This is a genomic window from Streptococcus oralis subsp. oralis, from assembly GCF_002096595.1.
In the GTDB taxonomy this organism is placed as follows: Bacteria; Bacillota; Bacilli; order Lactobacillales; family Streptococcaceae; genus Streptococcus; species Streptococcus oralis_D.
Genome location: NZ_NCUR01000007.1, coordinates 75156 through 97690, shown reverse-complemented (window position 1 = coordinate 97690; position 22535 = coordinate 75156). Strand labels below are relative to the sequence as shown.

General features: G+C 42.5%; 22 protein-coding genes and 2 pseudogenes. 22 read left to right on the top strand and 2 right to left on the bottom strand.

Translation table 11 applies throughout. From position 1 onward, the window contains the following. From purE to purB, 9 genes and pseudogenes are all read left to right on the top strand, one after another. Entirely contained in the window at window positions 1-492 is a 492-nt protein-coding gene (purE, locus tag B7714_RS00940; protein WP_084859338.1) for a 5-(carboxyamino)imidazole ribonucleotide mutase, read from the top strand. Then, window positions 479-1570: a 5-(carboxyamino)imidazole ribonucleotide synthase gene (gene purK, locus B7714_RS00935; RefSeq protein ID WP_084859336.1), complete on the top strand. Its 1092-nt coding sequence runs from the start codon at window positions 479-481 to the stop codon at window positions 1568-1570. The genes purE and purK overlap by 14 nt, the downstream gene beginning before the upstream one ends. Before the next feature lies 1 nt (window position 1571). Then, window positions 1572-1835 carry a hypothetical protein gene (locus tag B7714_RS00930; protein ID WP_084859335.1) on the top strand — a complete coding sequence of 88 codons (264 nt, stop codon included), beginning with the start codon at window positions 1572-1574 and terminating at the stop codon, window positions 1833-1835. Window positions 1836-1855: 20 nt separating this feature from the next. Further along, a pseudogene (locus B7714_RS00925) lies at window positions 1856-2082 on the top strand (phosphoribosylaminoimidazole carboxylase). A gap of 3 nt (window positions 2083-2085) precedes the next feature. Further along, window positions 2086-2778 carry an aspartate/glutamate racemase family protein gene (locus B7714_RS00920; RefSeq protein WP_084859333.1) on the top strand — a complete coding sequence of 231 codons (693 nt, stop codon included), beginning with the start codon at window positions 2086-2088 and terminating at the stop codon, window positions 2776-2778. 2 nt (window positions 2779-2780) lie between these two features. After that, a pseudogene (locus B7714_RS00915) lies at window positions 2781-2876 on the top strand (phosphoribosylaminoimidazole carboxylase); the annotation flags it as partial. A gap of 9 nt (window positions 2877-2885) precedes the next feature. Continuing rightward, the gene (locus B7714_RS00910) at window positions 2886-3113 is read left to right on the top strand and encodes a phosphoribosylaminoimidazole carboxylase (protein ID WP_084859331.1); all 228 of its coding nucleotides are present in this window, start codon (window positions 2886-2888) and stop codon (window positions 3111-3113) included. A gap of 1 nt (window position 3114) precedes the next feature. Then, window positions 3115-3906, top strand: a complete 792-nt coding sequence (locus B7714_RS00905) for a hypothetical protein (protein ID WP_002934519.1) — start codon at window positions 3115-3117, stop codon at window positions 3904-3906. A gap of 274 nt (window positions 3907-4180) precedes the next feature. Continuing rightward, window positions 4181-5479, top strand: coding sequence for an adenylosuccinate lyase (gene purB / locus B7714_RS00900; RefSeq protein ID WP_084859328.1), 1299 nt, complete (start codon window positions 4181-4183; stop codon window positions 5477-5479). Window positions 5480-5536: 57 nt separating this feature from the next. Here purB and strH read toward each other — a convergent pair whose 3' ends face one another. Continuing rightward, the gene (gene strH, locus B7714_RS00895; protein WP_084859326.1) at window positions 5537-9292 is read right to left on the bottom strand and encodes an LPXTG-anchored beta-N-acetylhexosaminidase StrH; all 3756 of its coding nucleotides are present in this window, start codon (window positions 9290-9292) and stop codon (window positions 5537-5539) included. A gap of 302 nt (window positions 9293-9594) precedes the next feature. Then, window positions 9595-10311, bottom strand: a complete 717-nt coding sequence (locus B7714_RS00890; RefSeq protein WP_001007181.1) for a GntR family transcriptional regulator — start codon at window positions 10309-10311, stop codon at window positions 9595-9597. A 321-nt stretch (window positions 10312-10632) separates the two neighbouring features. Here B7714_RS00890 and B7714_RS00885 point away from each other — a divergent pair, with 321 nt between their 5' ends. From B7714_RS00885 to B7714_RS00825, 13 genes are all read left to right on the top strand, one after another. After that, a complete protein-coding gene (locus B7714_RS00885) occupies window positions 10633-12420 on the top strand; it encodes a glycoside hydrolase family 35 protein (RefSeq protein ID WP_084859323.1) in 1788 nt (595 codons plus the stop codon). Then, a complete protein-coding gene (locus B7714_RS00880; RefSeq protein WP_000156968.1) occupies window positions 12417-12893 on the top strand; it encodes a PTS sugar transporter subunit IIB in 477 nt (158 codons plus the stop codon). The genes B7714_RS00885 and B7714_RS00880 overlap by 4 nt, the downstream gene beginning before the upstream one ends. A 26-nt stretch (window positions 12894-12919) precedes the next feature. Next, on the top strand, window positions 12920-13825 hold the full coding sequence (locus B7714_RS00875; protein WP_084859321.1) for a PTS mannose/fructose/sorbose/N-acetylgalactosamine transporter subunit IIC: 906 nt from the start codon (window positions 12920-12922) through the stop codon (window positions 13823-13825). Further along, entirely contained in the window at window positions 13812-14627 is an 816-nt protein-coding gene (locus B7714_RS00870; RefSeq protein ID WP_084859318.1) for a PTS system mannose/fructose/sorbose family transporter subunit IID, read from the top strand. Before B7714_RS00875 ends, B7714_RS00870 begins: the two co-directional genes overlap by 14 nt. Window positions 14628-14633: 6 nt before the next feature. Then, window positions 14634-15038, top strand: coding sequence for a PTS sugar transporter subunit IIA (locus B7714_RS00865; protein ID WP_084859316.1), 405 nt, complete (start codon window positions 14634-14636; stop codon window positions 15036-15038). A 269-nt stretch (window positions 15039-15307) separates the two neighbouring features. After that, entirely contained in the window at window positions 15308-16474 is a 1167-nt protein-coding gene (locus B7714_RS00860) for an SIS domain-containing protein (protein WP_084859313.1), read from the top strand. A gap of 10 nt (window positions 16475-16484) precedes the next feature. Beyond that, window positions 16485-17480, top strand: coding sequence for a tagatose-bisphosphate aldolase (gene lacD, locus B7714_RS00855; RefSeq protein WP_084859379.1), 996 nt, complete (start codon window positions 16485-16487; stop codon window positions 17478-17480). A gap of 146 nt (window positions 17481-17626) precedes the next feature. Next, on the top strand, window positions 17627-18664 hold the full coding sequence (locus B7714_RS00850; RefSeq protein WP_084859311.1) for an aldose epimerase family protein: 1038 nt from the start codon (window positions 17627-17629) through the stop codon (window positions 18662-18664). A gap of 110 nt (window positions 18665-18774) precedes the next feature. Continuing rightward, window positions 18775-19536, top strand: a complete 762-nt coding sequence (locus tag B7714_RS00845) for a VOC family protein (protein WP_084859308.1) — start codon at window positions 18775-18777, stop codon at window positions 19534-19536. A 298-nt stretch (window positions 19537-19834) separates the two neighbouring features. Beyond that, entirely contained in the window at window positions 19835-20407 is a 573-nt protein-coding gene (locus B7714_RS00840; protein WP_084859306.1) for a hypothetical protein, read from the top strand. Window position 20408: 1 nt separating this feature from the next. Next, window positions 20409-21077 (top strand): hypothetical protein, encoded by a 669-nt coding sequence (locus tag B7714_RS00835; RefSeq protein WP_084859305.1) that lies wholly within the window; start codon window positions 20409-20411, stop codon window positions 21075-21077. 115 nt (window positions 21078-21192) lie between these two features. Then, window positions 21193-21864, top strand: a complete 672-nt coding sequence (locus tag B7714_RS00830; protein WP_084859303.1) for a hypothetical protein — start codon at window positions 21193-21195, stop codon at window positions 21862-21864. 2 nt (window positions 21865-21866) lie between these two features. Continuing rightward, entirely contained in the window at window positions 21867-22523 is a 657-nt protein-coding gene (locus tag B7714_RS00825) for a hypothetical protein (protein WP_084936874.1), read from the top strand. Window positions 22524-22535 lie beyond the last annotated feature (12 nt).

Below are 22535 nucleotides of genomic sequence, written 5' to 3'. Positions count from 1 at the left end.
ATGACTAAACCAGTAATTTCCATCATCATGGGCTCCAAATCCGACTGGGCAACCATGCAAAAAGCCGCCGAAATCCTAGACCGCTTCGGTGTAGCCTACGAAAAGAAAGTCGTCTCTGCCCATCGCACGCCTGACCTCATGTTTCAGCATGCAGAAGAAGCCCGCAGTCGCGGCATAAAGGTCATCATCGCAGGTGCTGGTGGTGCCGCGCATTTGCCAGGAATGGTCGCAGCCAAAACAACCCTTCCTGTCATCGGTGTACCTGTCAAATCGCGCGCTCTTAGTGGCGTGGATTCGCTCTACTCTATCGTACAGATGCCAGGTGGCGTGCCTGTTGCGACGATGGCTATCGGTGAAGCAGGAGCGACAAATGCGGCCCTCTTTGCCCTCCGTCTCCTGTCAGTAGAGGATCAAGCTATCGCGACAGCGTTGGCTGATTTCGCAGAAGGGCAAGGAAAAATCGCAGAGGAGTCTACAAATGAGCTCATCTAAAACAATCGGAATTATCGGTGGTGGTCAGCTGGGGCAGATGATGGCCATTTCTGCTATCTACATGGGGCACAAGGTTATCGCGCTGGATCCTGCGGCTGATTGCCCAGCCTCTCGCGTGGCGGAAATCATCGTGGCACCTTATAACGATGTGGATGCCCTCCGTCAGTTAGCTGAGCGTTGCGATGTCCTCACCTATGAGTTTGAAAATGTCGATGCAGACGGTTTGGATGCTGTCATTAAGGATGGTCAGCTCCCTCAAGGGACAGACCTGCTCCGCATTTCTCAAAATCGTATTTTTGAAAAGAACTTTCTCTCAAACAAAGCTCAAGTCACTGTGGCACCTTACAAGGTCGTGACCTCAAGCCAAGACTTGGCAGATATTGACCTATCGAAAAACTATGTCCTCAAGACTGCTACAGGTGGCTACGATGGGCATGGACAAAAGGTTATTCGTTCAGAAGCAGACTTGGAAGAAGCCCGTGCACTAGCCGACTCAGCAGACTGTGTCTTGGAAGAATTCGTCAACTTTGACCTTGAAATTTCTGTCATCGTGTCAGGCAATGGCAAGGATGTGACAGTCTTCCCTGTTCAGGAAAATATCCATCGCAATAACATCCTTTCAAAAACTATTGTGCCAGCCCGCATTTCAGAAAGTCTAGCTGAAAAAGCCAAAGCTATGGCTGTGCAAATCGCAGAACAGCTTAATCTGTCTGGAACTCTTTGCGTGGAAATGTTTGCGACAGCTGATGACATCATCGTCAATGAAATCGCCCCACGTCCACACAACTCTGGGCATTACTCCATCGAAGCCTGTGACTTCTCTCAGTTTGACACCCATATCTTGGGTGTTCTCGGAGCACCACTGCCAGCTATCAAACTACATGCGCCTGCTGTCATGCTCAACGTCCTCGGCCAACACGTCGAGGCTGCTGAAAAGTATGTCGCAGAAAATCCAAGCGCCCACCTCCACCTGTATGGTAAAATAGAAGCGAAGCACAACCGAAAGATGGGACATGTGACTTTGTTTAGTGATGTGCCTGACAATGTGGCTGAGTTCGGGGAGGGGATTGATTTTTGAAATGACAGAAGAATTTGATGAATTGCTAGATGATGAAATAACGACCGTGACACTGACTTATACGGACGATTTGATTGTTCCAGAGATTGCGGATAGAGAGGGGATTCATATTTTAGAGAGAGCTGGCAATCAGCTAGTCCTAGAATATTCTTGTTCCGTGAAGGAAGTTAAGGATTATCTGAGTGGTTACGGCTTGCCTAGACATCCTGAGAGAATTTCATTTGAATTTTCTATACATGAAGACTCAGCAAATGATAATCTTTAAAGCTAAATGGAGACCAGTTTATGATTCAAATCATCGTAAACGCTTTTGTGGAGGAAGGAAAAGAAATCGCCGTTGTGGAAGTGCTCTTTGCCAGCAGCGACCATGAAAAAGTAAAAGCCAATATCAGGAATTAAAGATTCAATATCCAAACAATTATCTGGCTATCTATGATTCGCCATTGGATACGGATCTAAGTAGCTTGCCGCACTATCCGTCGGTAGCTATAAGCAAGGAGGAATTTGATTAGTCTATGAAAACTATCGGTCTGATTGGTGGTATGAGTTGGGAAAGTACCACATCTTACTACCAAATCATCAACGAAACCATCAAAAAAGAGCTGGGTGGCTTGCATTCAGCTAAGATTCTACTTTATAGTGTTGATTTTGCAGAGATTGAGCATTATCAGGCAGTTGGAGACTGGGAGAAAAGCGGTCAACTGTTGGCAGATATTGCTCAGCGTTTGGAGCAAGCAGGTGCGGATTTCATCGTTATTTGTACCAACACCATGCACAAGGTTGCTCCGCAGATACAAGAAAAGATTACGATTCCAATCTTGCATATTGCGCAGGCAACTGCGCAGGCCTTGTTGGCTGACGGTATTCAAAAAGTCGGCCTCCTAGGGACCAAGTACACCATGACTCAAGATTTTTACAAGGAGAAATTAATAGAGTCTGGGTTAGAAGTGCTGATTCCAGACCAAGCTGGTATTACAGAGGTCAATCGAATCATTTATGACGAACTTTGCCTAGGGAACATCAAAGAAAGCTCAAAGCAGACTTATCTTGCCGTTATAGATGATTTGAAAAAAGCAGGCGCTGAAGCTGTTATCTTGGGGTGTACCGAGATTGGCCTCCTCGTCAAGCAATCCGACACCGACCTGCCTCTCTATGACACAACAGTGATTCATGCAGAGAAAGCAGCGGAGTGGGCGGTAAATAAATGATTATAGAAGACAAGCACAACCGTAGGGTAGGGCATGTAACTTTGTTTAGTGATGCGCTAAATAGTGTGGTTGAGTTTGGGGAAGGGATTGATTTTTAGGAGAAATCTATGATACAAATCATCGTCAACGCATTTGTTGAAAAAGATAAGACTGGAGCAGTCGTCGAAGTCTTGTATGCTAGTAGTGATCACGAAAAAGTGAAAGCTAAGTACGAAGACTTGATTGCAAAATACCCTGTAAACTATTTAGCTATCTATGATTTGCCGATGGATATAGATTTAAATACACTGGATCATTATCCATCAGTGTGGATTGGGAAAGAGGAGTTTGAGTAATATGAATTGGGAAAAGATTGCGCTTTTTGTTGGTTTGATTGCAGACGCATTATCTATATATTTAGCCTTTAAAAATGATAATGAAAAAGGTATAACAGTTCAAAATTATAGTGTATATATCGAGCAGAGGAGGACAGAATATAGAAGAGAATATAAAAATACAAGTAGCTCTGCAAATTCTGAGGACATAATTATATTAATTCTTAGTGTATTGGGAATAATATTTTCATTTTCTGTAGGGATATACTTATATTTGATCTTAAAAGGATATCTTCACTTTATTATTGGATTTTTAATGCTAATTGTTGTTATGAGATTCAAAAGGTTAAATTATCCCATATCATCCTACCTTTTCCAGATTGGTATACCAATTTTTATTATAATTACAAGATTTTCTTTCACTGAGTCAACAAATCATTTTTTTGATAGTTTCTCCACCCTAAATCTAAATACAACAAAACCATTTGAATTAGGAAGTAATATAGGGGTAGTATGGAATAGTTTGTTTAGTAAAATTCTTTCGGATAATATGGTGGAAAAAATGACATTTTTTGTTATTGTTTTTGTTATTTTAGTAATAGGTTTATGCATTAGTTCATTACTAAAAAATATTGTATTTCCGAATCGTTTTAAACCAATGAAAATTGGAGAATTCATCACTTATATTTTATTGTTAATTTTTTTAATGAATATTAACAATCCTTTGGTAATTGATAGCTTTAGATCAATACTCAATAGAGTCTTAGAATTTTTTAAAGATTTTTTTAAGGGGTTTAGTAGTAAAACAAATTAGAAATCTCCATCCGATAAAATAATTTTAATCAGATTAGTAAGAATATAATAAAAAGGAACAAGGGCCCACGTATTCACCAAAACTGAATACGGGTTACGGACTTCCTTAAAACTTAAACTAAAAAATTGAAAACTAGAAAGGAAATGGGCATCTAGTTTGCAGAACTGAACCCGGGCGGAAAGCTCGGAATTTAGATAAACCTCCTAGGACGTAAGCGTCCGTCGTTGGTTTTCTAAAATTCAGTCGCTTTCTAGTCGCCCTTGGTATCTTAAACATGATCAACCGTTACTCTCGCCCTGAGATGGCGAACATTTGGAGTGAAGAAAATAAATACCGTGCTTGGCTTGAGGTGGAAATCTTGGCTGATGAGGCATGGGCTGAATTGGGAGAAATCCCTAAGGAAGATGTAGCTTTGATTCGCGAGAAGGCGGACTTTGACATCGACCGTATTTTGGAGATTGAGCAAGAGACTCGTCACGATGTGGTTGCCTTCACACGTGCGGTTTCTGAGACGCTTGGTGAAGAGCGCAAGTGGGTTCACTATGGGTTGACTTCTACCGACGTGGTGGATACTGCCTATGGTTACCTCTACAAGCAGGCCAATGACATCATCCGTTGTGACCTTGAAAACTTCACCAACATCATCGCTGACAAGGCTAAGGAGCACAAGTTCACCATCATGATGGGTCGTACCCACGGTGTGCACGCTGAACCGACAACTTTTGGTCTTAAATTAGCGACTTGGTACAGTGAAATGAAGCGTAACATCGAGCGTTTCGAGCATGCAGCTGCTGGTGTGGAAGCTGGTAAAATCTCTGGTGCGGTTGGGAACTTTGCCAACATCCCACCATTTGTAGAGCAATATGTCTGCGACAAACTGGGTATCCGTGCTCAAGAAATCTCTACACAGGTCCTTCCTCGTGACCTTCACGCTGAGTACTTTGCAGTTCTTGCTAGCATCGCGACTTCCATCGAGCGTATGGCGACTGAGATTCGTGGTCTTCAAAAATCTGAGCAACGCGAGGTCGAAGAATTCTTTGCCAAAGGGCAAAAAGGCTCATCTGCTATGCCTCACAAACGCAACCCTATCGGTTCTGAAAACATGACAGGTCTGGCGCGTGTTATCCGTGGTCACATGGTGACAGCTTATGAAAATGTTGCTCTCTGGCACGAACGTGATATTTCTCACTCATCAGCTGAGCGTATCATCACACCGGACACGACCATTTTGATTGACTACATGCTCAACCGTTTTGGAAATATCGTCAAGAACTTGACGGTCTTCCCAGAAAACATGATCCGCAACATGAACTCTACTTTTGGTCTTATCTTTAGCCAACGTGCCATGTTGACCTTGATTGAAAAAGGCATGACGCGTGAACAAGCCTACGACTTGGTGCAACCAAAAACAGCCCACTCTTGGGACAACCAAGTAGACTTCAAACCGCTTCTCGAAGCAGATCCAGAAGTGACATCACGCCTGACTCAAGAGGAAATTGATGAAATCTTCAACCCTGCATACTACACTAAACGAGTGGATGATATCTTTGAACGTATCGGACTTGGTGATTAATCCTAACAATAAAAAGCGAGATTCAATCTCGCTTTTTTGTATGCTTATCGAAAGGATTTAATCTTCTTTTCTTTTAGTGAGTCCGTAGGCTGCTAGCGTGGCCATGAGTCCTGCTGCGACCAAGCCCGCAGAGTCTTGACTTCCTGTTGCAGGGAGTTGTTTTTCATCTGCTTTGCTAGTAGTCGGTTCAGCTTGCTCAGCTTTCTCAACGGCAGTTCCGACTTCGACCACCTGAGCGACCGCTTCCTGCGATACCGCACTATTGACAAGTGTTCTTTCTTCCTTGCCGTCAGCAGTAGTGCTGACAGAGTAGAAAATCGTACGACGACCATTTACACCAGTAACGATGACTTGCGTTTGTCCTTTTGGTAATTGAGGATTTTCACGTGTCACGGTAGTGAACGGAATCTCTTCTTCTTGGATATCCAGTCTTGGTTTCACTTCGGCAGCTGGAGCAAGACCGTGTTCGTCTCCTTTGTGAGTAATAGGGGCACCGATTTCAACCACTTGGGTCACAGGTTCTTTGGTTACTTGACTATCTAGAACGGTTTCTGTTTGTTTCCCATTTTCAGTAAGGACAGAGATGTAATGAGTGCGTTCACCATCTACACCTGGTGTGATGATCTTTTTCTGACCGGCTGGGAGGTTCGGATTTTCTTTTTTGCTAACTTCAAATGGAATCTTTTCTGTTCTTGTGATGAGTTCCGGTTTGGTTTCAACATTGGCAGCTAGTTCGTTTTCATCGAGGCTTCCTGAGTGAGTTGCCGCTGGTTTGAGGCCTAGGCGGGCTGCCTTGAGTTTAGCTACGAGAGCGTCTAACTCGGCTTGTTTGCTGCGATTGAGGTTGTAGTTGAGAGCCTCTTTAGCTGCATTTAGAGCATCAAGACTTTCTTTGCTGTATCCCTCCAAGTTAGTAGGGATTTGAGCTAGCTCCTCACGGAGAGCATTGTAGTCAGCGCGGAAGTAGTCTTTGTTGTGGTCTGCAAAGGCAGTCATAAGTTCAAAGATTTCTTCTTCCTTGTACTCGGCACTTGGTTTGTCTGCCCAGATAGCAAGCATACTACCAATAGTAGGAAGGTCTACCTCTGGATACTTGGTAGAAGCAAGTTGGTTAAATGGCACTTTACCAGAGTTTTCAATCGCCTTTGATAGAGGGTAGGCTTCGTCTGCTTTGTGGTTGCCTAAAACATAGTACCAGTCTCCGTTGGTATTAAGAAGTTTGTAGCCTTTGCTTGCCAGATACTGAGGAGTTGCAAGGTTATAGCCCCACCACCCTTTAGACCAGTAAGAGATGATGACATCCTTGTCAAACTCAACATCATCCTTGTCCTCGTAGTAGAAACCATCGTTGAAGGCCATTGGTTGAAGGCCTCGTTCTTTGGCCATGGCAGCAAGAGTGTTAGAGTACTCAGCAAACTTGCCATAGAGATTGTAGTATTTTAGATAATACCAGCCTTGAGCGTTGGTAGCATCATTAGCGTATTCGTCTGTACCGTAGTTAAAGATCTTAGTCTTGCCTGCAAAGAAGTCCATGTACTTGCCGATAAGGGCTTTGACAAAGTTCATCGCTTCTTCATTTTCAAGGTCCATGGTCGTTTTTGAAACCTTATCAAAGTAGGCTTGAGGATTTTGGATACCCAATTTTTCCATAGCGACAAGCATGGCATCCATGTGACCAGGGCTGTTGATCGCTGGGATGAGTCCGAGACCTTTTGATTTTGCGTACTCGATCAATTCAGTGATTTCAGCTTGGCTAAGAGAGGTTCCGTTTGGATCATCGTAGTAAGCTTTTGTTCCTTCGATGATGGCCTTTTTGACATCGTCACTTGCATAAGTTTTGCCGTTAGCTGTGATGGTCATGTCATCAAGGAGGAAGCGAAGTCCGTCATTTCCTAGGAGAAGATGCACATCAGAGTAGCCTAGTTCGCTCGCCTTGTCTACGATGCGTTTGAGTTGGTCAAGCGTGAAGTACTTACGTCCAGCATCGATGGAGATTACCTTGTTCTTGGCAAGTTTTTCAACTTCGCGTTTCGCGTCTTCTTCTTTTTGAGCTTCTGGTGTGAAGGTCAAGTTGCTTACAGCTTCTTGGAGTTTTGCGATTGCTTGATCAATGGTGTCTTGTTGGGCACGGCTGAGGTTGCTATCAAGTGAGCGAATGGCTTTTTCAGCTTCTTTTACAGCTGCGACACTTTCTGCAGTATAGCGGTTAAGGTCTGTTGGCACTTCTTTCAGGGCTTGCTCAGCAGACTCATAGTCAGCTGCGAAGTATTCAGCATTGGCATTTGCGAAGCTACGCATGAGTTTGAAGAGGCGAGATGGTGAATAGCGTGCAGATGGGGTATCCGCCCAAGCAGCTACCATACCACCGATGAACGGAATATCTGCTCCTTCAGATTTTGGAACAGAAGTGATTGGAGTGTTCTTAATCCCATTGAGACCTTGGTCGAGGTTGTACCAGCCTTGGCCATCGGCATTTCGTCCGAGAACATAGTACCATGCATCATTGGTATTAAGGATTTGGTGGCCTTTTTCAACTAGAAGTTTAGAAGAAGCGACGTCGTATCCGCCCCATCCACCAGTCCACATAGAAACGATGATGTCTTTGTCAAAAGTTCCAAAGCTAGTGTCGCTATTGTAGTAGATACCATCGTTAAAGGCCATTGGTTTGAGACCGTGAGATTTGACGATGCGAGCAAGGTCGTTGGCGTAGACGATAAATTTATCATAACCCTTGTCAGGGAATCCATCTTCTGGATACCATTTATAGGCTTGAAGAACGCTCCAGCCTTTGGCATCTGTAGCATCATTGGCATATTCGTCTAGTCCAATATTGAAGATGTCAGATTTGCCAGCGAAGTAAGCAGCATACTTGTCGATCAGAGCTTTGGTAAATGCAACAGCCTCCTTGTTATCAAGGTCAACGGTACGAGCAGATTCCTTACCAAAGTAGTTGAAGTTCGGTTTTTGGATGCCTAGTTCTTTCATAGCATGCAAAATCGCATCCATGTGACCAGGGCTATTTACAGTTGGGATGAGACCAATACCTTTGTTTTTAGCGTAGTTGATCAAGTCCGTCATCTGACTCTCTGTCAAATGGTTGCCGTTTGGATCCTTGTAGTAGGCATCAGTTCCATTTTCGAGTGCACGTTTGACATCATCACTTGCATAGGTTTTACCATTGGCTTTGATCGTCATATCGTCTAGCATGAAACGCATGCCATCATTTCCAACTAGTAGATGAAGATCAGTATAACCGTAGTGTTTGGCTTTGTCGATGATTTCCTTGAGTTGGTCTGGGGAGAAGTACTTGCGTCCAGCGTCGATTGAGATCATTTTTCGTTTTGCCAGTTTTTCATTCACCTGAGCTGCTCGTTCCGTGCTAGGAGTGGCTACTGCAGGTGTGACGGCTTCATTTTTCTTTTCTGAAGGAGTACTTTCGGCAGGAGTTTCAGCTGGGGCAGGGCTTTCTTTCTCAGTAGTCGGAGTAGGACTAGCATTTTCTGTTACAGCTGGTGCAGTTGTTTCTTCCGTTTTTGGAGCAACTGTATGAGGAGCCTCCGTGTCTTCTTTGACATCCTCTTTTACAGATTCTTCAGCCTTTTCTTCCAGTTTTTCTGGAACCTTGGAGTCTACAGCTTCTTTGACTGCTTGTGGATTCTCCTGAATAGTTTGGACAGTTTCTTCAGCTGTTGGAGCTGGAGTAATCCCGTCGGCAGATACGACTTGTGCGCTAAAAGCAAATCCTATAAGTACAGAAGCTGCCCCAACCGCGTATTTACGAATGGAGAAGCGCTGTTTCTTTTCTAGTTTCATGACAAAACCTCCTTGTTATTATCATATATGATAGCGTTTACATAAAACCAATTTTATTTTATTATCTAAGGAGAAAAATGTCAAGTCGGTTTATATAAGAACTATAATAAATAGAGGAAATCATAAGATTTAGGAGAAAGTTGCTGATAAGGGGTTAAATAGATGAAAAAACAAACGAAATTTTACCTTGTTTTTAGTAAAAATGCTACTAATTAAATAAGAGCCCTTCCTAGCGTTTTCACAACTTCTTTCTCGTGCTATAATGAATAGAGAAAAAGCCTGAGCTAGGCTCAGGCTTTTTCTTAATGACCTCGGTTACATGAGATGAATTTGATTTTGTAGTAGTCTGCTCGCTTATAAGTTTCACTATAGGCAAGGACTTGGCCAGTGGCCTCAAGTTTTGTAGTCTTCGTTTGGAAGACAGTTGGGAATTGTGTATCGATTCCAAGTACAGAAGCAGCATGCTCTGGTGTTGGGAATGCGATTTCGTTGATTTCCTCAAAATGTTCATCACTCATGTGAATGCGGTAATCCAATTTGAAACGTGTATAGATAGAGCTATAATAGTCAAGATTTGGATAGTTGGCATTGATGTATTGCTCAGGAATATAAGATGTGTGGTAGATGTATGTCACGTCGTTTGTCTGACGAATACGTTCAATCTTATAGTAGAATTGATCTCCACGTAGTCCAAGTTTATCTAAATATTCAAGTTTGTTTCCGCGCTCAATAGAAAGGACAGTAACTTTATCGTCTTTTGTTTCAAAGATTTCAACATCTGAAAACTCAACGAGTTTGTGCTTGCGGGCACGTGAGACGAAAGTACCTTTACCTTGTTGGCGGACAATGTAGCCGTCTTTAGCAAGGTCGTTCAAGGCACGAACAACTGTGATTGAACTCACATCGTACATCGCGATCAATTCGGCTTCTGTATAAAATTTATCTCCACTTGCAAATTGACCAGAGATGATTTTGTTTTTTAATTCATCTTTAATATATTGGTATTTAGGAATAGCCATAAATTTCACCTCGATTCTCTTTCTCCAATTTTGATTTTACCACAAATATAGAGAAAAGAGTAGTATTAAGGTCAAAAAATTAAAATAATAGACTAAAAATGTTATTTTACATGTAAAAAAATTCATTTGATGTTCTTGTGAATTATCATACATAAAAAGATCGTTTTCATGCTATTTTTAGATAATTTTGGTAAACGGTAAGTAAAAAAATAGAAAAATTTTAAATAATTTTCTAAAACCTATTGACAAATGCAAAAGATTTGATTATAGTTAATATTATAATAAATGAAAGCGCAAACTTAATTCGTCAGAGGTAATAACATGACAAGATTTAAAATTGAGGACGATTTCTATTTAGACGAAAAACCGTTCAAGATTTTATCCGGCGCCATTCATTATTTTAGGATTCCAGCAGAGGATTGGTATCATTCTCTCTATAACTTAAAGGCACTTGGCTTTAATACAGTCGAGACTTATGTGGCTTGGAATTTACACGAACCTGTTGAAGGGGAGTTTGATTTTGAAGGTGCCAGAAATTTGGAGAGATTTCTTCAAATTGCACAAGATCTGGGTCTCTATGCCATTGTACGCCCGTCTCCATTTATCTGTGCGGAATGGGAATTTGGTGGCTTGCCGGCTTGGCTCTTGACCAAGGACGTGCGAATTCGCTCGTCTGACCCGGCCTACATCGAGGCTGTTGCTCGCTATTATGACCAATTATTGCCAAGGCTTGTGCCTCGCTTGTTGGATAATGGCGGAAACATTCTTATGATGCAAGTCGAAAATGAATATGGCTCTTATGGAGAAGATAAGTCTTATCTACGAGCGATTCGGAAATTGATGGAAGACCGAGGGATTGATTGCCCACTCTTTACTTCAGATGGTCCATGGAGGGCTACTCTGAAGGCCGGAACCTTGATCGAAGATGACCTCTTTGTGACAGGGAACTTCGGTTCTAAAGCTCCGTACAACTTTTCACAGATGCAGGAATTCTTTGATGAGTATGGCAAAAAATGGCCCCTCATGTGTATGGAATTCTGGGATGGCTGGTTTAACCGTTGGAAAGAACCCATCATCACACGGGATCCTAAAGAATTGGCAGAAGCTGTTCGAGAGGTGTTAGAGCAAGGCTCCATCAACCTTTATATGTTCCATGGCGGAACAAACTTTGGTTTCATGAATGGTTGCTCGGCTCGAGGAACTCTGGATTTGCCACAAGTCACATCTTATGACTATGATGCCCTTCTCGATGAAGAAGGAAATCCAACTGCTAAATACCTAGCAGTCAAGAAGATGATGGCAACACACTTCCCAGAGTATCCACAGTTGGAACCACTCTATAAGGAAAGCATGGAGATAGGGTCCATTCCATTGGTCGAAAAAGTTTCCTTGTTTGAAACCTTGGATAGTCTCTCTAGTCCTACTGAAAGCCTCTATCCAAAAGCGATGGAAGAACTTGGTCAAAGTTATGGCTACCTTCTCTACCGCACGGAGGCAAGTTGGGATGCAGAAGAGGAACGTCTCCGTATCATCGATGGACGTGACCGAGCTCAACTCTATGTAGATGGTCAATGGATTGCCACTCAATACCAGACAGAAATTGGTGAAGATATCTACTGTCAGGGAAATCGAGAAGGTTTTTCAGAGATTGACATCTTGGTCGAAAATATGGGGCGTGTTAACTACGGACATAAGTTCTTGGCAGATACGCAACGTAAAGGAATTCGTACAGGTGTCTGCAAGGATCTACACTTCATGTTAAATTGGAAACAATATCCACTTCCACTGGATAATCCTGAGAAAATAGATTTTTCAAAAGGATGGACAGAAGGACAACCAGCCTTTTACGCTTTCGACTTTACGGTCGAAGAGACGAAGGATACCTACTTAGACTTGTCTGAGTTTGGTAAGGGAGTTGCCTTTGTCAACGGGCGTCACTTAGGGCGTTTCTGGAACGTCGGCCCGACCCTCTCACTTTATATCCCTCATAGTTATCTCAAGGAAGGTGCTAACCGCATCATTATCTTTGAAACTGAGGGCGAATATAAAGAAGAGATTCATTTAACTCGTAAACCTACACTAAAACACATAAAGGGGGAAAACTTATGACAATTGTAGGATGCCGTATCGATGGACGTTTGATCCACGGTCAAGTAGCCAATCTTTGGGCTGGAAAACTAAATGTTTCACGCATTATGGTTGTAGACGACGAAGTTGTTAACAACGATATTGAAAAGAGTGGTTTGAAACTTGCGACACCACCAGGTGTGAAACTCAGTATCTTGCCAGTTGAGAAAGCAGCAGCAAATATCCTTGCTGGTAAATACGATAGCCAACGTCTCTTTATCGTTGCACGTAAACCAGACCGTTTCCTTGGTTTGGTCGAAGCAGGTGTTCCGCTTGAAACACTCAACGTCGGCAATATGTCTCAAACACCAGAAACTCGCTCTATCACACGTTCTATTAACGTGGTAGACAAGGATGTGGAAGATTTCCACAAACTAGCAGAAAAAGGTGTGAAACTCACTGCTCAAATGGTTCCAAATGATCCAGTTTCAGACTTTTTGAGCTTATTAAAATAGGAAAAAATTTTTAGGAGGTCATTGTTATGATACAACCGTGGCAAATTTTACTTCTCACTTTGTACTCAGCTTATCAAATCTGTGATGAGTTGACAATCGTTTCATCTGCAGGTTCCCCTGTATTCGCTGGTTTCATTACTGGTTTAATCATGGGAGATGTGACAACTGGTTTGTTTATCGGTGGTAGCTTGCAGTTGTTCGTTCTCGGGGTTGGTACCTTCGGTGGTGCTTCTCGTATCGACGCAACTTCTGGTGCGGTTCTTGCAACAGCATTCTCTATCTCTCAAGGTATTGATACAGACCTTGCGATTACAACAATCGCTGTACCAGTAGCAGCACTTTTGACATACTTCGACGTTCTTGGACGTATGACAACTACTTTCTTTGCACACCGTATTGATGCTGCGATCGAACGCTTTGACTACAAAGGTATCGAACGCAACTACCTACTTGGTGCGCTTCCATGGGCTCTTTCTCGTGCCCTTCCAGTATTCTTCGCTCTTGCTTTTGGTGGTGCTTTCGTACAATCAGTAGTAGACCTTGTTAAAGAATACCAATGGGTTGCAGACGGTTTGACACTTGCAGGACGTATGCTTCCAGGTCTCGGATTTGCAATCTTGCTTCGTTACCTTCCAGTTAAACGTAACCTTCACTACCTTGCCATGGGATTCGGTTTGACAGCTATGTTGACTGTTCTTTACTCATATGTAACAGGTCTTGGTGGAGCTGTTGCGGGTATCCTTGGTACTCTTCCTGCTGATGTTGCTGAAAAGATTGGCTTTGCTAACAACTTCAAAGGTTTGTCTATGATCGGTATCTCTATCGTAGGTATCTTCCTTGCAGTTGTTCACTTTAAGAACAGCCAAAAAGTAGCTGTAGCAGCACCTTCTACACCATCAGAAAGTGGGGAAATCGAAGATGACGAATTCTAATTACAAACTTACAAAAGAAGATTTTAATCAAATCAACAAACGTAGCTTGTTTACTTTCCAATTAGGTTGGAACTACGAACGTATGCAAGCTTCTGGTTACCTTTACATGATCTTGCCTCAATTGCGTAAAATGTATGGGGATGGAACTCCTGAATTGAAAGAAATGATGAAAGTTCATACTCAATTCTTCAATACTTCACCATTCTTCCACACAATTATCGCTGGTTTTGACCTTGCCATGGAAGAAAAAGATGGTGTAGGTTCAAAAGATGCCGTTAACGGTATCAAGACAGGTTTGATGGGACCATTCGCTCCTCTTGGAGACACAATCTTTGGTTCACTTGTACCTGCTATCATGGGATCTATCGCAGCAACTATGGCTATCGCTGGCCAACCATGGGGTATCTTCCTTTGGATCGCAGTTGCAGTTGCTTACGACATCTTCCGTTGGAAACAATTGGAATTTGCCTACAAAGAAGGGGTTAACCTTATCAACAACATGCAAAGTACCTTGACAGCTTTGATTGACGCTGCATCTGTACTTGGTGTCTTCATGATGGGTGCTCTTGTAGCAACAATGATCAACTTTGACATTTCTTACAAATTGCCAATCGGTGAAAAGATGATTGACTTCCAAGATATCTTGAACTCAATCTTCCCACGCTTGCTTCCAGCAATCTTTACTGCCTTTATCTTCTGGTTGCTTGGTAAGAAAGGTATGAACTCTACTAAAGCGATCGGTATCATTATCGTTCTTGCAGTAGCTCTTTCTGCTCTTGGTAAATTTGCACTTGGAATGTAATTGATTATGACTAAATCATTAATTTTAGTGAGTCATGGTCGCTTCTGTGAAGAACTTAAAGGTAGCACAGAAATGATCATGGGTCCACAGGACAACATTCATGCAGTGGCTCTTCTTCCAGAAGATGGCCCAGAAGAATTTACTGCAAAATTTGAAGCTGCTATCGAAGGATTGGATGATTTCCTAGTTTTTGCGGACCTTCTCGGTGGAACACCATGTAACGTGGTAAGCCGTTTGATTATGGAAGGTCGCGACATTGAACTCTACGCAGGGATGAATCTTCCAATGGTGATTGAATTTATCAATGCCAGCCTTACAGGTGCAGATGCGGACTATAAGAGCCGTGCTGCAGAAAGCATTGTGAAAGTCAATGATTTGTTAGCGGACTTCGATGATGACGAAGATGAATAATACTCTTCGAAAATCAAATTCAAACCAAGTCAGCGTCGCCTTGCCGTATATATGTTACTGACTTCGTCAGTTCTATCTACAACCTCAAAGCAGTGCTTTGAGCAGCCTGTGGCTAGCTTCCTAGTTTGCTCTTTGATTTTCATTGAGTATACGATGTGACAACGTGAAAATCGTTAGAACAGCTTGTATAGAATATACATGGGAATGGGAGTCACTCCCATTCCCATATTTTCAATAGGAATGAAACAACAATAGATTAGAGGAACTCTATGCTAAATTACACAAAAGAGGAATTACTTGAACTGGGTGCAGAAATCACGACTCGTGAAATCTACCAACAGCCTGATGTATGGAAAGAGGCTTTTGAAGCCTATCAAGCAAAACGGGAAGAAATTGCAGCCTTTTTGCAAGGTATCGCTGATAGACATGACTATATCAAGGTCATCTTGACGGGTGCTGGTACTTCTGCTTATGTGGGAGATACCTTGGTGCCTTACTTTAAGGAAGTCTATGACGAACGCAAATGGAATTTCAATGCCATTGCGACAACTGATATTGTTGCCAATCCAGAAACCTATCTGAAAAAAGATGTGGCGACTGTCCTTGTATCTTTTGCTCGTAGTGGGAACTCACCTGAAAGTGTGGCGACGGTTGATTTGGCCAAAGCCTTGGTTGATGACCTCTATCAAGTGACCATTACATGTGCTGCAGAAGGGAAATTAGCGCTTCAAGCCCATGGTGATGACCGCAATCTCTTGCTCTTGCAACCAGCTGCTTCTAATGATGCTGGATTTGCCATGACTTCTAGCTTTACGTCTATGATGTTGACAGCTCTCTTGGTTTTTGATCCTACAGAATTTGCTGTGAAAGCTCAACGTTTTGAAGTGGTGACTAGCCTAGCTCGTAAAGTTTTAGACAATGCAGCAGATGTCAAAGAGCTGGTTGACCTCGACTTTAACCGCGTTATCTACCTAGGCGCTGGTCCTTTCTTTGGCCTTGCTCATGAAGCTCAGTTGAAGATTTTGGAATTAACAGCTGGTCAAGTGGCGACTATGTATGAAAGTCCAGTTGGCTTCCGTCACGGTCCAAAATCACTGATCAACGAAGATACAGTTGTTTTGGTCTTTGGTACAACGACAGACTACACTCGCAAGTACGACTTGGACTTGGTTCGTGAAGTGGCTGGTGATAAGATTGCTCGTCGTGTTGTGCTTTTGAGTGATCAAGCCTTTGGTCTTGAAAATGTCAAAGAAGTGGCTCTTGGCTGTGGTGGAGTCTTGAACGATATTTACCGTGTCTTCCCTTACATCGTATATGCTCAACTCTTTGCCCTTTTGACTTCGCTTAAGGTCGAAAATAAACCAGATACGCCGTCTCCTACTGGTACCGTAAACCGTGTGGTACAAGGTGTTATCATTCATGACTATCAAAAATAAGGAAGTATCTATGAGTAAATTACAATTAAGTCCTAATAAAGTAGCATGTTTGAAAAAACTCTCTGACGAGAACGGCATTATCTCAGCTCTTGCCTTTGACCAACGTGGCGCTTTGAAACGCCTCATGGCTCAATACCAAACGGAAGAACCAACAGTTGCTCAAATGGAAGAACTCAAAGTCTTGGTTGCAGATGAATTGACAAAATACGCATCATCTATGCTCCTTGACCCTGAGTATGGACTTCCAGCTACAAAAGCCCTTGATGCCAACGCTGGTCTTCTCCTTGCTTATGAGAAAACTGGTTACGATACAACAAGCACCAAACGTTTGCCTGACTGCTTGGATGTTTGGTCTGCAAAACGCATTAAAGAACAAGGTGCAGATGCAGTCAAATTCTTGCTTTACTATGACGTAGACAGCGCTGACGAACTCAACCAAGAAAAACAAGCCTACATCGAACGTATAGGTTCTGAGTGTGTGGCGGAAGAAATTCCATTCTTCCTTGAAATCTTGGCTTACGATGAAAAGATTGCGGATGCAGGTTCTGCAGAATACGCTAAAGTGAAACCACACAAGGTTATCGGTGCCATGAAGGTCTTCTCAGACCCACGCTTTAACATCGATGTCTTGAAAGTAGAAGTTCCAGTCAACGTCAAATACGTTGAAGGCTTTGGTGATGGTGAAATCGTCCATACTCGCGAAGAAGCAGCAGCATTCTTCAAAGCACAAGACGAAGCAACTAATTTGCCATATATCTACTTGAGTGCTGGTGTATCAGCTAAACTCTTCCAAGATACTCTTGTATTTGCTCATGAATCAGGCGCAAACTTCAACGGAGTTCTTTGCGGCCGTGCTACATGGGCTGGATCAGTTGAAGCTTACATCAAAGACGGTGAAGCAGCAGCTCGTGAATGGTTACGTACAACTGGATTTGAGAACATTGACGAACTCAACAAGGTTCTTCAAACAACAGCGACTTCATGGACTGAACGTGTGGAAGCATAAAACAAGTATAGAAGAACCCCCTTTTGTTAAGAAGATACTTAAGGTTTTCTGACAAAGGATTCTGAAAATAGAAACTACAACCATAGATGGTAAATACACTCTCTATGGTTTGTTTACTTAAGAGAAATGGATCAAAGGAGAGAAGAATGAAAGCATACACAGAGCGTGTATTTGGAAATCATGAGGGCAAGGATGTCTTGGCCTATCGCTTTGAGACTGACAGTGGCTACCAACTTGAGGTCATGACTTATGGTGCGACCATCTTGCGCTATGCCACACCTGACAAGGCTGGAAATTTTGCCAATGTTATCTTGGGTTTTGATGATTTTGCTAGCTATGTAGGCAATAGTCCCAAGCATGGAGCAAGTGTAGGTCCTGTAGCGGGCCGTATTGCAGGTGCGACATTTGAGCTCAACGGCAAGACCTATGACCTTGAAGTCAACAATGCTAGCAACTGTAACCACAGTGGTTCAACAGGTTGGGATTCGAGCTTGTTTGAATTGGTCGAGGTGAGCGACCATGGCTTGACTCTCTACACCGAGCGTACAGACGGGACAGGAGGATTTCCTGGCAATCTTAAGATTTGGATCAGCTACCACTTGGAAGAAACTGGTGCCTACGAAGTCAGCTATAAGGTGACGACAGATCAGGATACGCTGGTCAATCCAACTAATCACAGCTACTTCAACTTGTCTGGTGATTTCACGCAGACAGTTGACCGCCATGTCTTTCAGCTAAATACGGAGGGTATTTACCCAATCGCTCCAGACGGTGTTCCAGCTAAGACTCCAGATGCTGATCGTGATGTAGTGAAACACATCTACAATGGTGCTTTGCTCAAGGATATCTTTGCAGAGGACGATGAGCAAATCCAGTTGGTATCTGGTTTAGATCACCCATTTGCTCTTCCTGCCGGTCATGACAATGCTGGTTTCCTTTATGACCAAAACTCAGGTCGCTTCCTACTTTTCAAGACAGAGGCCCCTTGCTTTGTGGTCTACACAGCAAACTTTGTGGATGAGAGTGTCATCATAGGAGGCCGACCAATGGTGCAGCACAATGGGATTGCCCTTGAAGCGCAGGCTTTACCAGATGCTATTCACAGTGATCTCAAAGACCAAGTCATTCTCAAAGCAGGGGAAACTTTCACTAGCAAAACTCGCTACGAGCTTGTTGTAAAATAAAAAGAAGAGCTGGTTTCCAGCTCTTTTGAGTTGTCTTCGTTGACATTTTATTTCAATAGTGTATAATTGGTGTAATTAACAAAGTTACAACAAACAAAAGGAGACACCCTATGACTTATGCATACCAAAGCCACATTTACCTAGCAGAGGCGGTTTTAAATGTCAAGGATTTGACGAGTCAAATGGCTTTTTATCACCAGATTATTGGCTTGGAGATTTTATCCCAAACGGAGACAGAAGTGATTTTGGGACTTGGTCGAAAAGCCTTGGCAGATGTCTTAAAACACCTAAGTGATTTACGCATTCCTCTGGTCGGGGGTGCAGATCATGGATACAGCGAGGCCCTTTATCTAGAGGATTTGGAAGGAAATGGCATTGAACTCTACCGTGATAAGCCAGTGTCTTCATGGGATATTCGAGAAGATGGTCGCATTATCGGTGTGACCGAAGCCCTTGCAGCACAGGACATCTATGAGTTAGGGGAAAAGGTGGATCCCTTTGTCCTAGCTGAAGGGACGAGAATGGGGCATATCCATCTATCGGTGAAGGATAGTCGTGCGGCGAGTCAGTTTTATCAAAAGGTGTTAGGGTTAGAAGATAAATTTAGCATTCCTAGTGCTAGTTGGATAGCGGCTGGTCAGTACCATCACCACCTGGCTGTCAACGAATGGGCTGGAAAAGGTCTGGCTCCGCGTGAGCAAGGTTTGCCAGGCTTGGCTTACTATGTCCTTGAGGTCGAAAGCAAGGAAGAACTCTTGGACATCGTTAAGCAAGCACAAGAGCTAGAAGCACCGATCAAGTGGTTACATTCGAGTGAAGTGGATCTTGTAGACCCAGACGGGATTGTGACCCGTATTCGCTTGGCGCGATGAGATGAGAAAAACACATCATAGACATAGAAAAAGCGAACAGGCTCGTATTCTGTTTTTAGAATGCGGACTTGTTCGCTTTTTATGGAATGACGAAGCTTTCTTGTCTTTAGCAAATGGTATCGGTCGGGGATATTTTCCCTTTTCTGGGGGTTCATGCTATAATACTAATAAACTTTTCTTTCTCTAGGAAGGCAAATGCTGAAAAAGCTAGACTACTCGCAATCGTTGTCACGATGCTTTTAAGAGAAAGTAGGATTCTGGTTGAATATCCGTATTGAGTTTAGGAGACGGGAAATAGATGGACACAAGTGTAAAAAATTTAATCAGTATGGGCCCTCTGGAGGACTCTTTTATCTATTATGATCTGAAGAATCAAGTATTCTACAGTGTAAAACAAGGCATGAATTATTCAGCCATTGCAGCCCCTATTGCAATCTATTCCTTCCAACGGCTGTCAAAGTTGCTCAACCAAACCTTTGGAGATGTCTCATCAGTTTTCAATCTGCTTTTCTTTATCTTGATGTCTCTGTTTTTGGTTTTTGGGACCATTCTCCTTGCCAAATTTTCTCGACGCAACATGAAGACAGATAGATTTAGAAAAGTTCGGCTGACAAAAGCCAATATCAAAACACTTAGGAGAAAATCAAGGGCGTTGACAGTAGTTGGCTACATTTTTGTTTTAATAACGATTTTTTCAGCCTATCGTTATCTGGCTGTTTCTGATTTTCAGTTTTTACTTATGTACATGTTAGGGATTGGTATTCTTACGTATATAGTCTATGATTTTCGGATGAAAACGCGCAAACGACTGTTCAAGGAGCTGGTGGAGACATTACAGGACGGTAGTCGAGGGAAAGAGGGAGAAATGTAAGATGCGAAAAATCATTTATATAGGACAAGGATGCCAGCAATCCGTCTACTATAACACAAAGACGAGAGAGGCTTTAGCGACAGAATCTAGCGCCTCGTCAGAAACCGACGGTGCCATCAGTTCAAAGAAATCCAAGTGGCCTTGGATTGTCTTCTTTGCTTTCTTGCTAGTTGCTATTATCGGTATTTGGATTCGTTCCTTGATAGCGCCCTTTAGATTGAGTGAGTGGATGATTCCGATCCATCTAGTCGCAATCCTTTTCGTTTTTATCGGAAGTGTTTATGGATTTGAAAAACTGTTCTACAGTGGGGCTAAGTCGCTTGTCCCAGCAAGTGAAGAGCAGTTTAAAGAAGCAGTTGAAAGTAGTAAATTTTGGAAAAAATCTCCGGATAAGGAACCAACAGTCGATAAAATCATCTTGTATCTATTTGTTATCCTCGTTCTTCTATTTGTTTTTGTTATTGTTGTGTTCTTTGCCATACCTGGGACCTTCATTCCCTACTATGAACATGAATGGTTTGAGTCGTCGATGTTCATGATGCCAATCGGAGCAACGATCGTCCCAATTAGCGTGGTTCTTCTACTATTTCAAAACAATCCAATCCGCTGGCTCTTAGCCGTACGAAAATACAAGCAGGGGAAAGTGATATTTAGGGAAGAGAAGAACTAGAAACACGAGAGAAACGCTATTACCATTACCAGTGGTTGATGATGTTTTATCAACGACCTATGATAAAATTGAAGTTTCTGATTATAGTGATTGGTGGAAACTGTGGTGATTTTATATGAGAAAAATAATTTTTATTGGACAGAGCGGTGATAAGGCCGTTTACTATAACACGCGAACGAGAGAGGCCTTAGTAGCGAGTAAAAGTGCCCTCTTAAATACAGAAGGGGCTAGGAGATCGAATAGGGGGATTGCTCCTTTAATTGCTATATTCTCTTTGTTAGGTTTACTCGGAGGATTTGTTGCAATACCAATTTTCTCAGGCCTTCGTTATAATAGTGGGATGGTTCCTATTTTTATTCTTTGTCTTTCTTTTATCCTATTTGGATTTATATGGATGATGGAAGTCGCCTTATATAAAGGAGTGAAACGAGTCCAAGGAGCAACAAAGAAAGAGTTTAAAGAAGCAGTTTATTCAAATTTGTTCTGGGAAAATTTTAGTGAGAAAAAAGCGACGTTTGCGAAAATGTTGGCTTTTATGATTGTCATGCTACTAGTTTTTATGACTACTATAGTAATATTTGCTGCTGCAATTCCGGGCACTATTGACTCATTCAATAAGCAAGAGGCATTTGATATACAAATCTTTTTCTCGCCTTTAGCAGGTCTCTTTCCTGCCTTGTTGTACCTTTTCTTATTCCAAAACAACCCTATCCGCTGGTTCTTAGCTGTGCGAAAATATGAACAGGGGAAAGTGATATTTAATGAAGAAATAGAAAAGAGAGGATGATAATGTCACAAGAGAGATATTTGCAGATCAAAAAAGAGCATCAAGTTCGTAAGTTTGTGGGGCGTTTCCTCTTCATTCTTCTCGCTATACTCGATGTTCTACTGGTATCAAGTCATTCCAATTATGTCCCGCTTGTAACGGTGGCTATGGTAACGATTGTGCCTTTTAATCATTTTCTACTTGGTCCTCTTAGGAGACAGAAAAAAGCTATAGAAAAAGAGCATCCAGAATGGAAAATACTCAGTACGAAGGGAGTAAAGGTTCCCTCGGCTGAAGCCAATAAAAGAACCTTGGCTGGTATTGGGATCTTGACGGCCTTGCTGTTGTCTTTTGGGCTATTCTATAAACCTGTGAAACAGCCGAACGTCCAAGTAAACAATCCGCCTAAACTTGATTTTAACACGCCTGAAACGTCCAAGTCTTCTGAGTCGTCGAGTTCCTCTAAGACCAAAGAATCCAGTTCCTCAGAGCCGAAATCCTCGTCTTCGACTGAACAAAGTTCTAAAACCGAAAGTTCAGGAACAAAGCCGTCAAAAAGCGAATCCAATAATCCTTATTACCAGATTCCAGGACTTACTGACGAACAGGTGAGAGATATCATATCGAAATCTGTGAAAGATTTGAGAGAAAAACAGTCAAAAGAAAAATCCGAGGAATAGACTCGAGGACTT

What these genes read in the sequence shown, in the direction of transcription:
- purE (WP_084859338.1), top strand. Translation starts at nt 1, where the DNA reads ATGACTAAACCAGTAATTTCCATCATCATGGGCTCCAAATCCGACTGG.
- purK (WP_084859336.1), top strand. Translation starts at nt 479, where the DNA reads ATGAGCTCATCTAAAACAATCGGAATTATCGGTGGTGGTCAGCTGGGG.
- B7714_RS00930 (WP_084859335.1), top strand. Translation starts at nt 1,572, where the DNA reads ATGACAGAAGAATTTGATGAATTGCTAGATGATGAAATAACGACCGTG.
- B7714_RS00920 (WP_084859333.1), top strand. Translation starts at nt 2,086, where the DNA reads ATGAAAACTATCGGTCTGATTGGTGGTATGAGTTGGGAAAGTACCACA.
- B7714_RS00910 (WP_084859331.1), top strand. Translation starts at nt 2,886, where the DNA reads ATGATACAAATCATCGTCAACGCATTTGTTGAAAAAGATAAGACTGGA.
- B7714_RS00905 (WP_002934519.1), top strand. Translation starts at nt 3,115, where the DNA reads ATGAATTGGGAAAAGATTGCGCTTTTTGTTGGTTTGATTGCAGACGCA.
- purB (WP_084859328.1), top strand. Translation starts at nt 4,181, where the DNA reads ATGATCAACCGTTACTCTCGCCCTGAGATGGCGAACATTTGGAGTGAA.
- strH (WP_084859326.1), bottom strand. Translation starts at nt 9,292, where the DNA reads ATGAAACTAGAAAAGAAACAGCGCTTCTCCATTCGTAAATACGCGGTT.
- B7714_RS00890 (WP_001007181.1), bottom strand. Translation starts at nt 10,311, where the DNA reads ATGGCTATTCCTAAATACCAATATATTAAAGATGAATTAAAAAACAAA.
- B7714_RS00885 (WP_084859323.1), top strand. Translation starts at nt 10,633, where the DNA reads ATGACAAGATTTAAAATTGAGGACGATTTCTATTTAGACGAAAAACCG.
- B7714_RS00880 (WP_000156968.1), top strand. Translation starts at nt 12,417, where the DNA reads ATGACAATTGTAGGATGCCGTATCGATGGACGTTTGATCCACGGTCAA.
- B7714_RS00875 (WP_084859321.1), top strand. Translation starts at nt 12,920, where the DNA reads ATGATACAACCGTGGCAAATTTTACTTCTCACTTTGTACTCAGCTTAT.
- B7714_RS00870 (WP_084859318.1), top strand. Translation starts at nt 13,812, where the DNA reads ATGACGAATTCTAATTACAAACTTACAAAAGAAGATTTTAATCAAATC.
- B7714_RS00865 (WP_084859316.1), top strand. Translation starts at nt 14,634, where the DNA reads ATGACTAAATCATTAATTTTAGTGAGTCATGGTCGCTTCTGTGAAGAA.
- B7714_RS00860 (WP_084859313.1), top strand. Translation starts at nt 15,308, where the DNA reads ATGCTAAATTACACAAAAGAGGAATTACTTGAACTGGGTGCAGAAATC.
- lacD (WP_084859379.1), top strand. Translation starts at nt 16,485, where the DNA reads ATGAGTAAATTACAATTAAGTCCTAATAAAGTAGCATGTTTGAAAAAA.
- B7714_RS00850 (WP_084859311.1), top strand. Translation starts at nt 17,627, where the DNA reads ATGAAAGCATACACAGAGCGTGTATTTGGAAATCATGAGGGCAAGGAT.
- B7714_RS00845 (WP_084859308.1), top strand. Translation starts at nt 18,775, where the DNA reads ATGACTTATGCATACCAAAGCCACATTTACCTAGCAGAGGCGGTTTTA.
- B7714_RS00840 (WP_084859306.1), top strand. Translation starts at nt 19,835, where the DNA reads ATGGACACAAGTGTAAAAAATTTAATCAGTATGGGCCCTCTGGAGGAC.
- B7714_RS00835 (WP_084859305.1), top strand. Translation starts at nt 20,409, where the DNA reads ATGCGAAAAATCATTTATATAGGACAAGGATGCCAGCAATCCGTCTAC.
- B7714_RS00830 (WP_084859303.1), top strand. Translation starts at nt 21,193, where the DNA reads ATGAGAAAAATAATTTTTATTGGACAGAGCGGTGATAAGGCCGTTTAC.
- B7714_RS00825 (WP_084936874.1), top strand. Translation starts at nt 21,867, where the DNA reads ATGTCACAAGAGAGATATTTGCAGATCAAAAAAGAGCATCAAGTTCGT.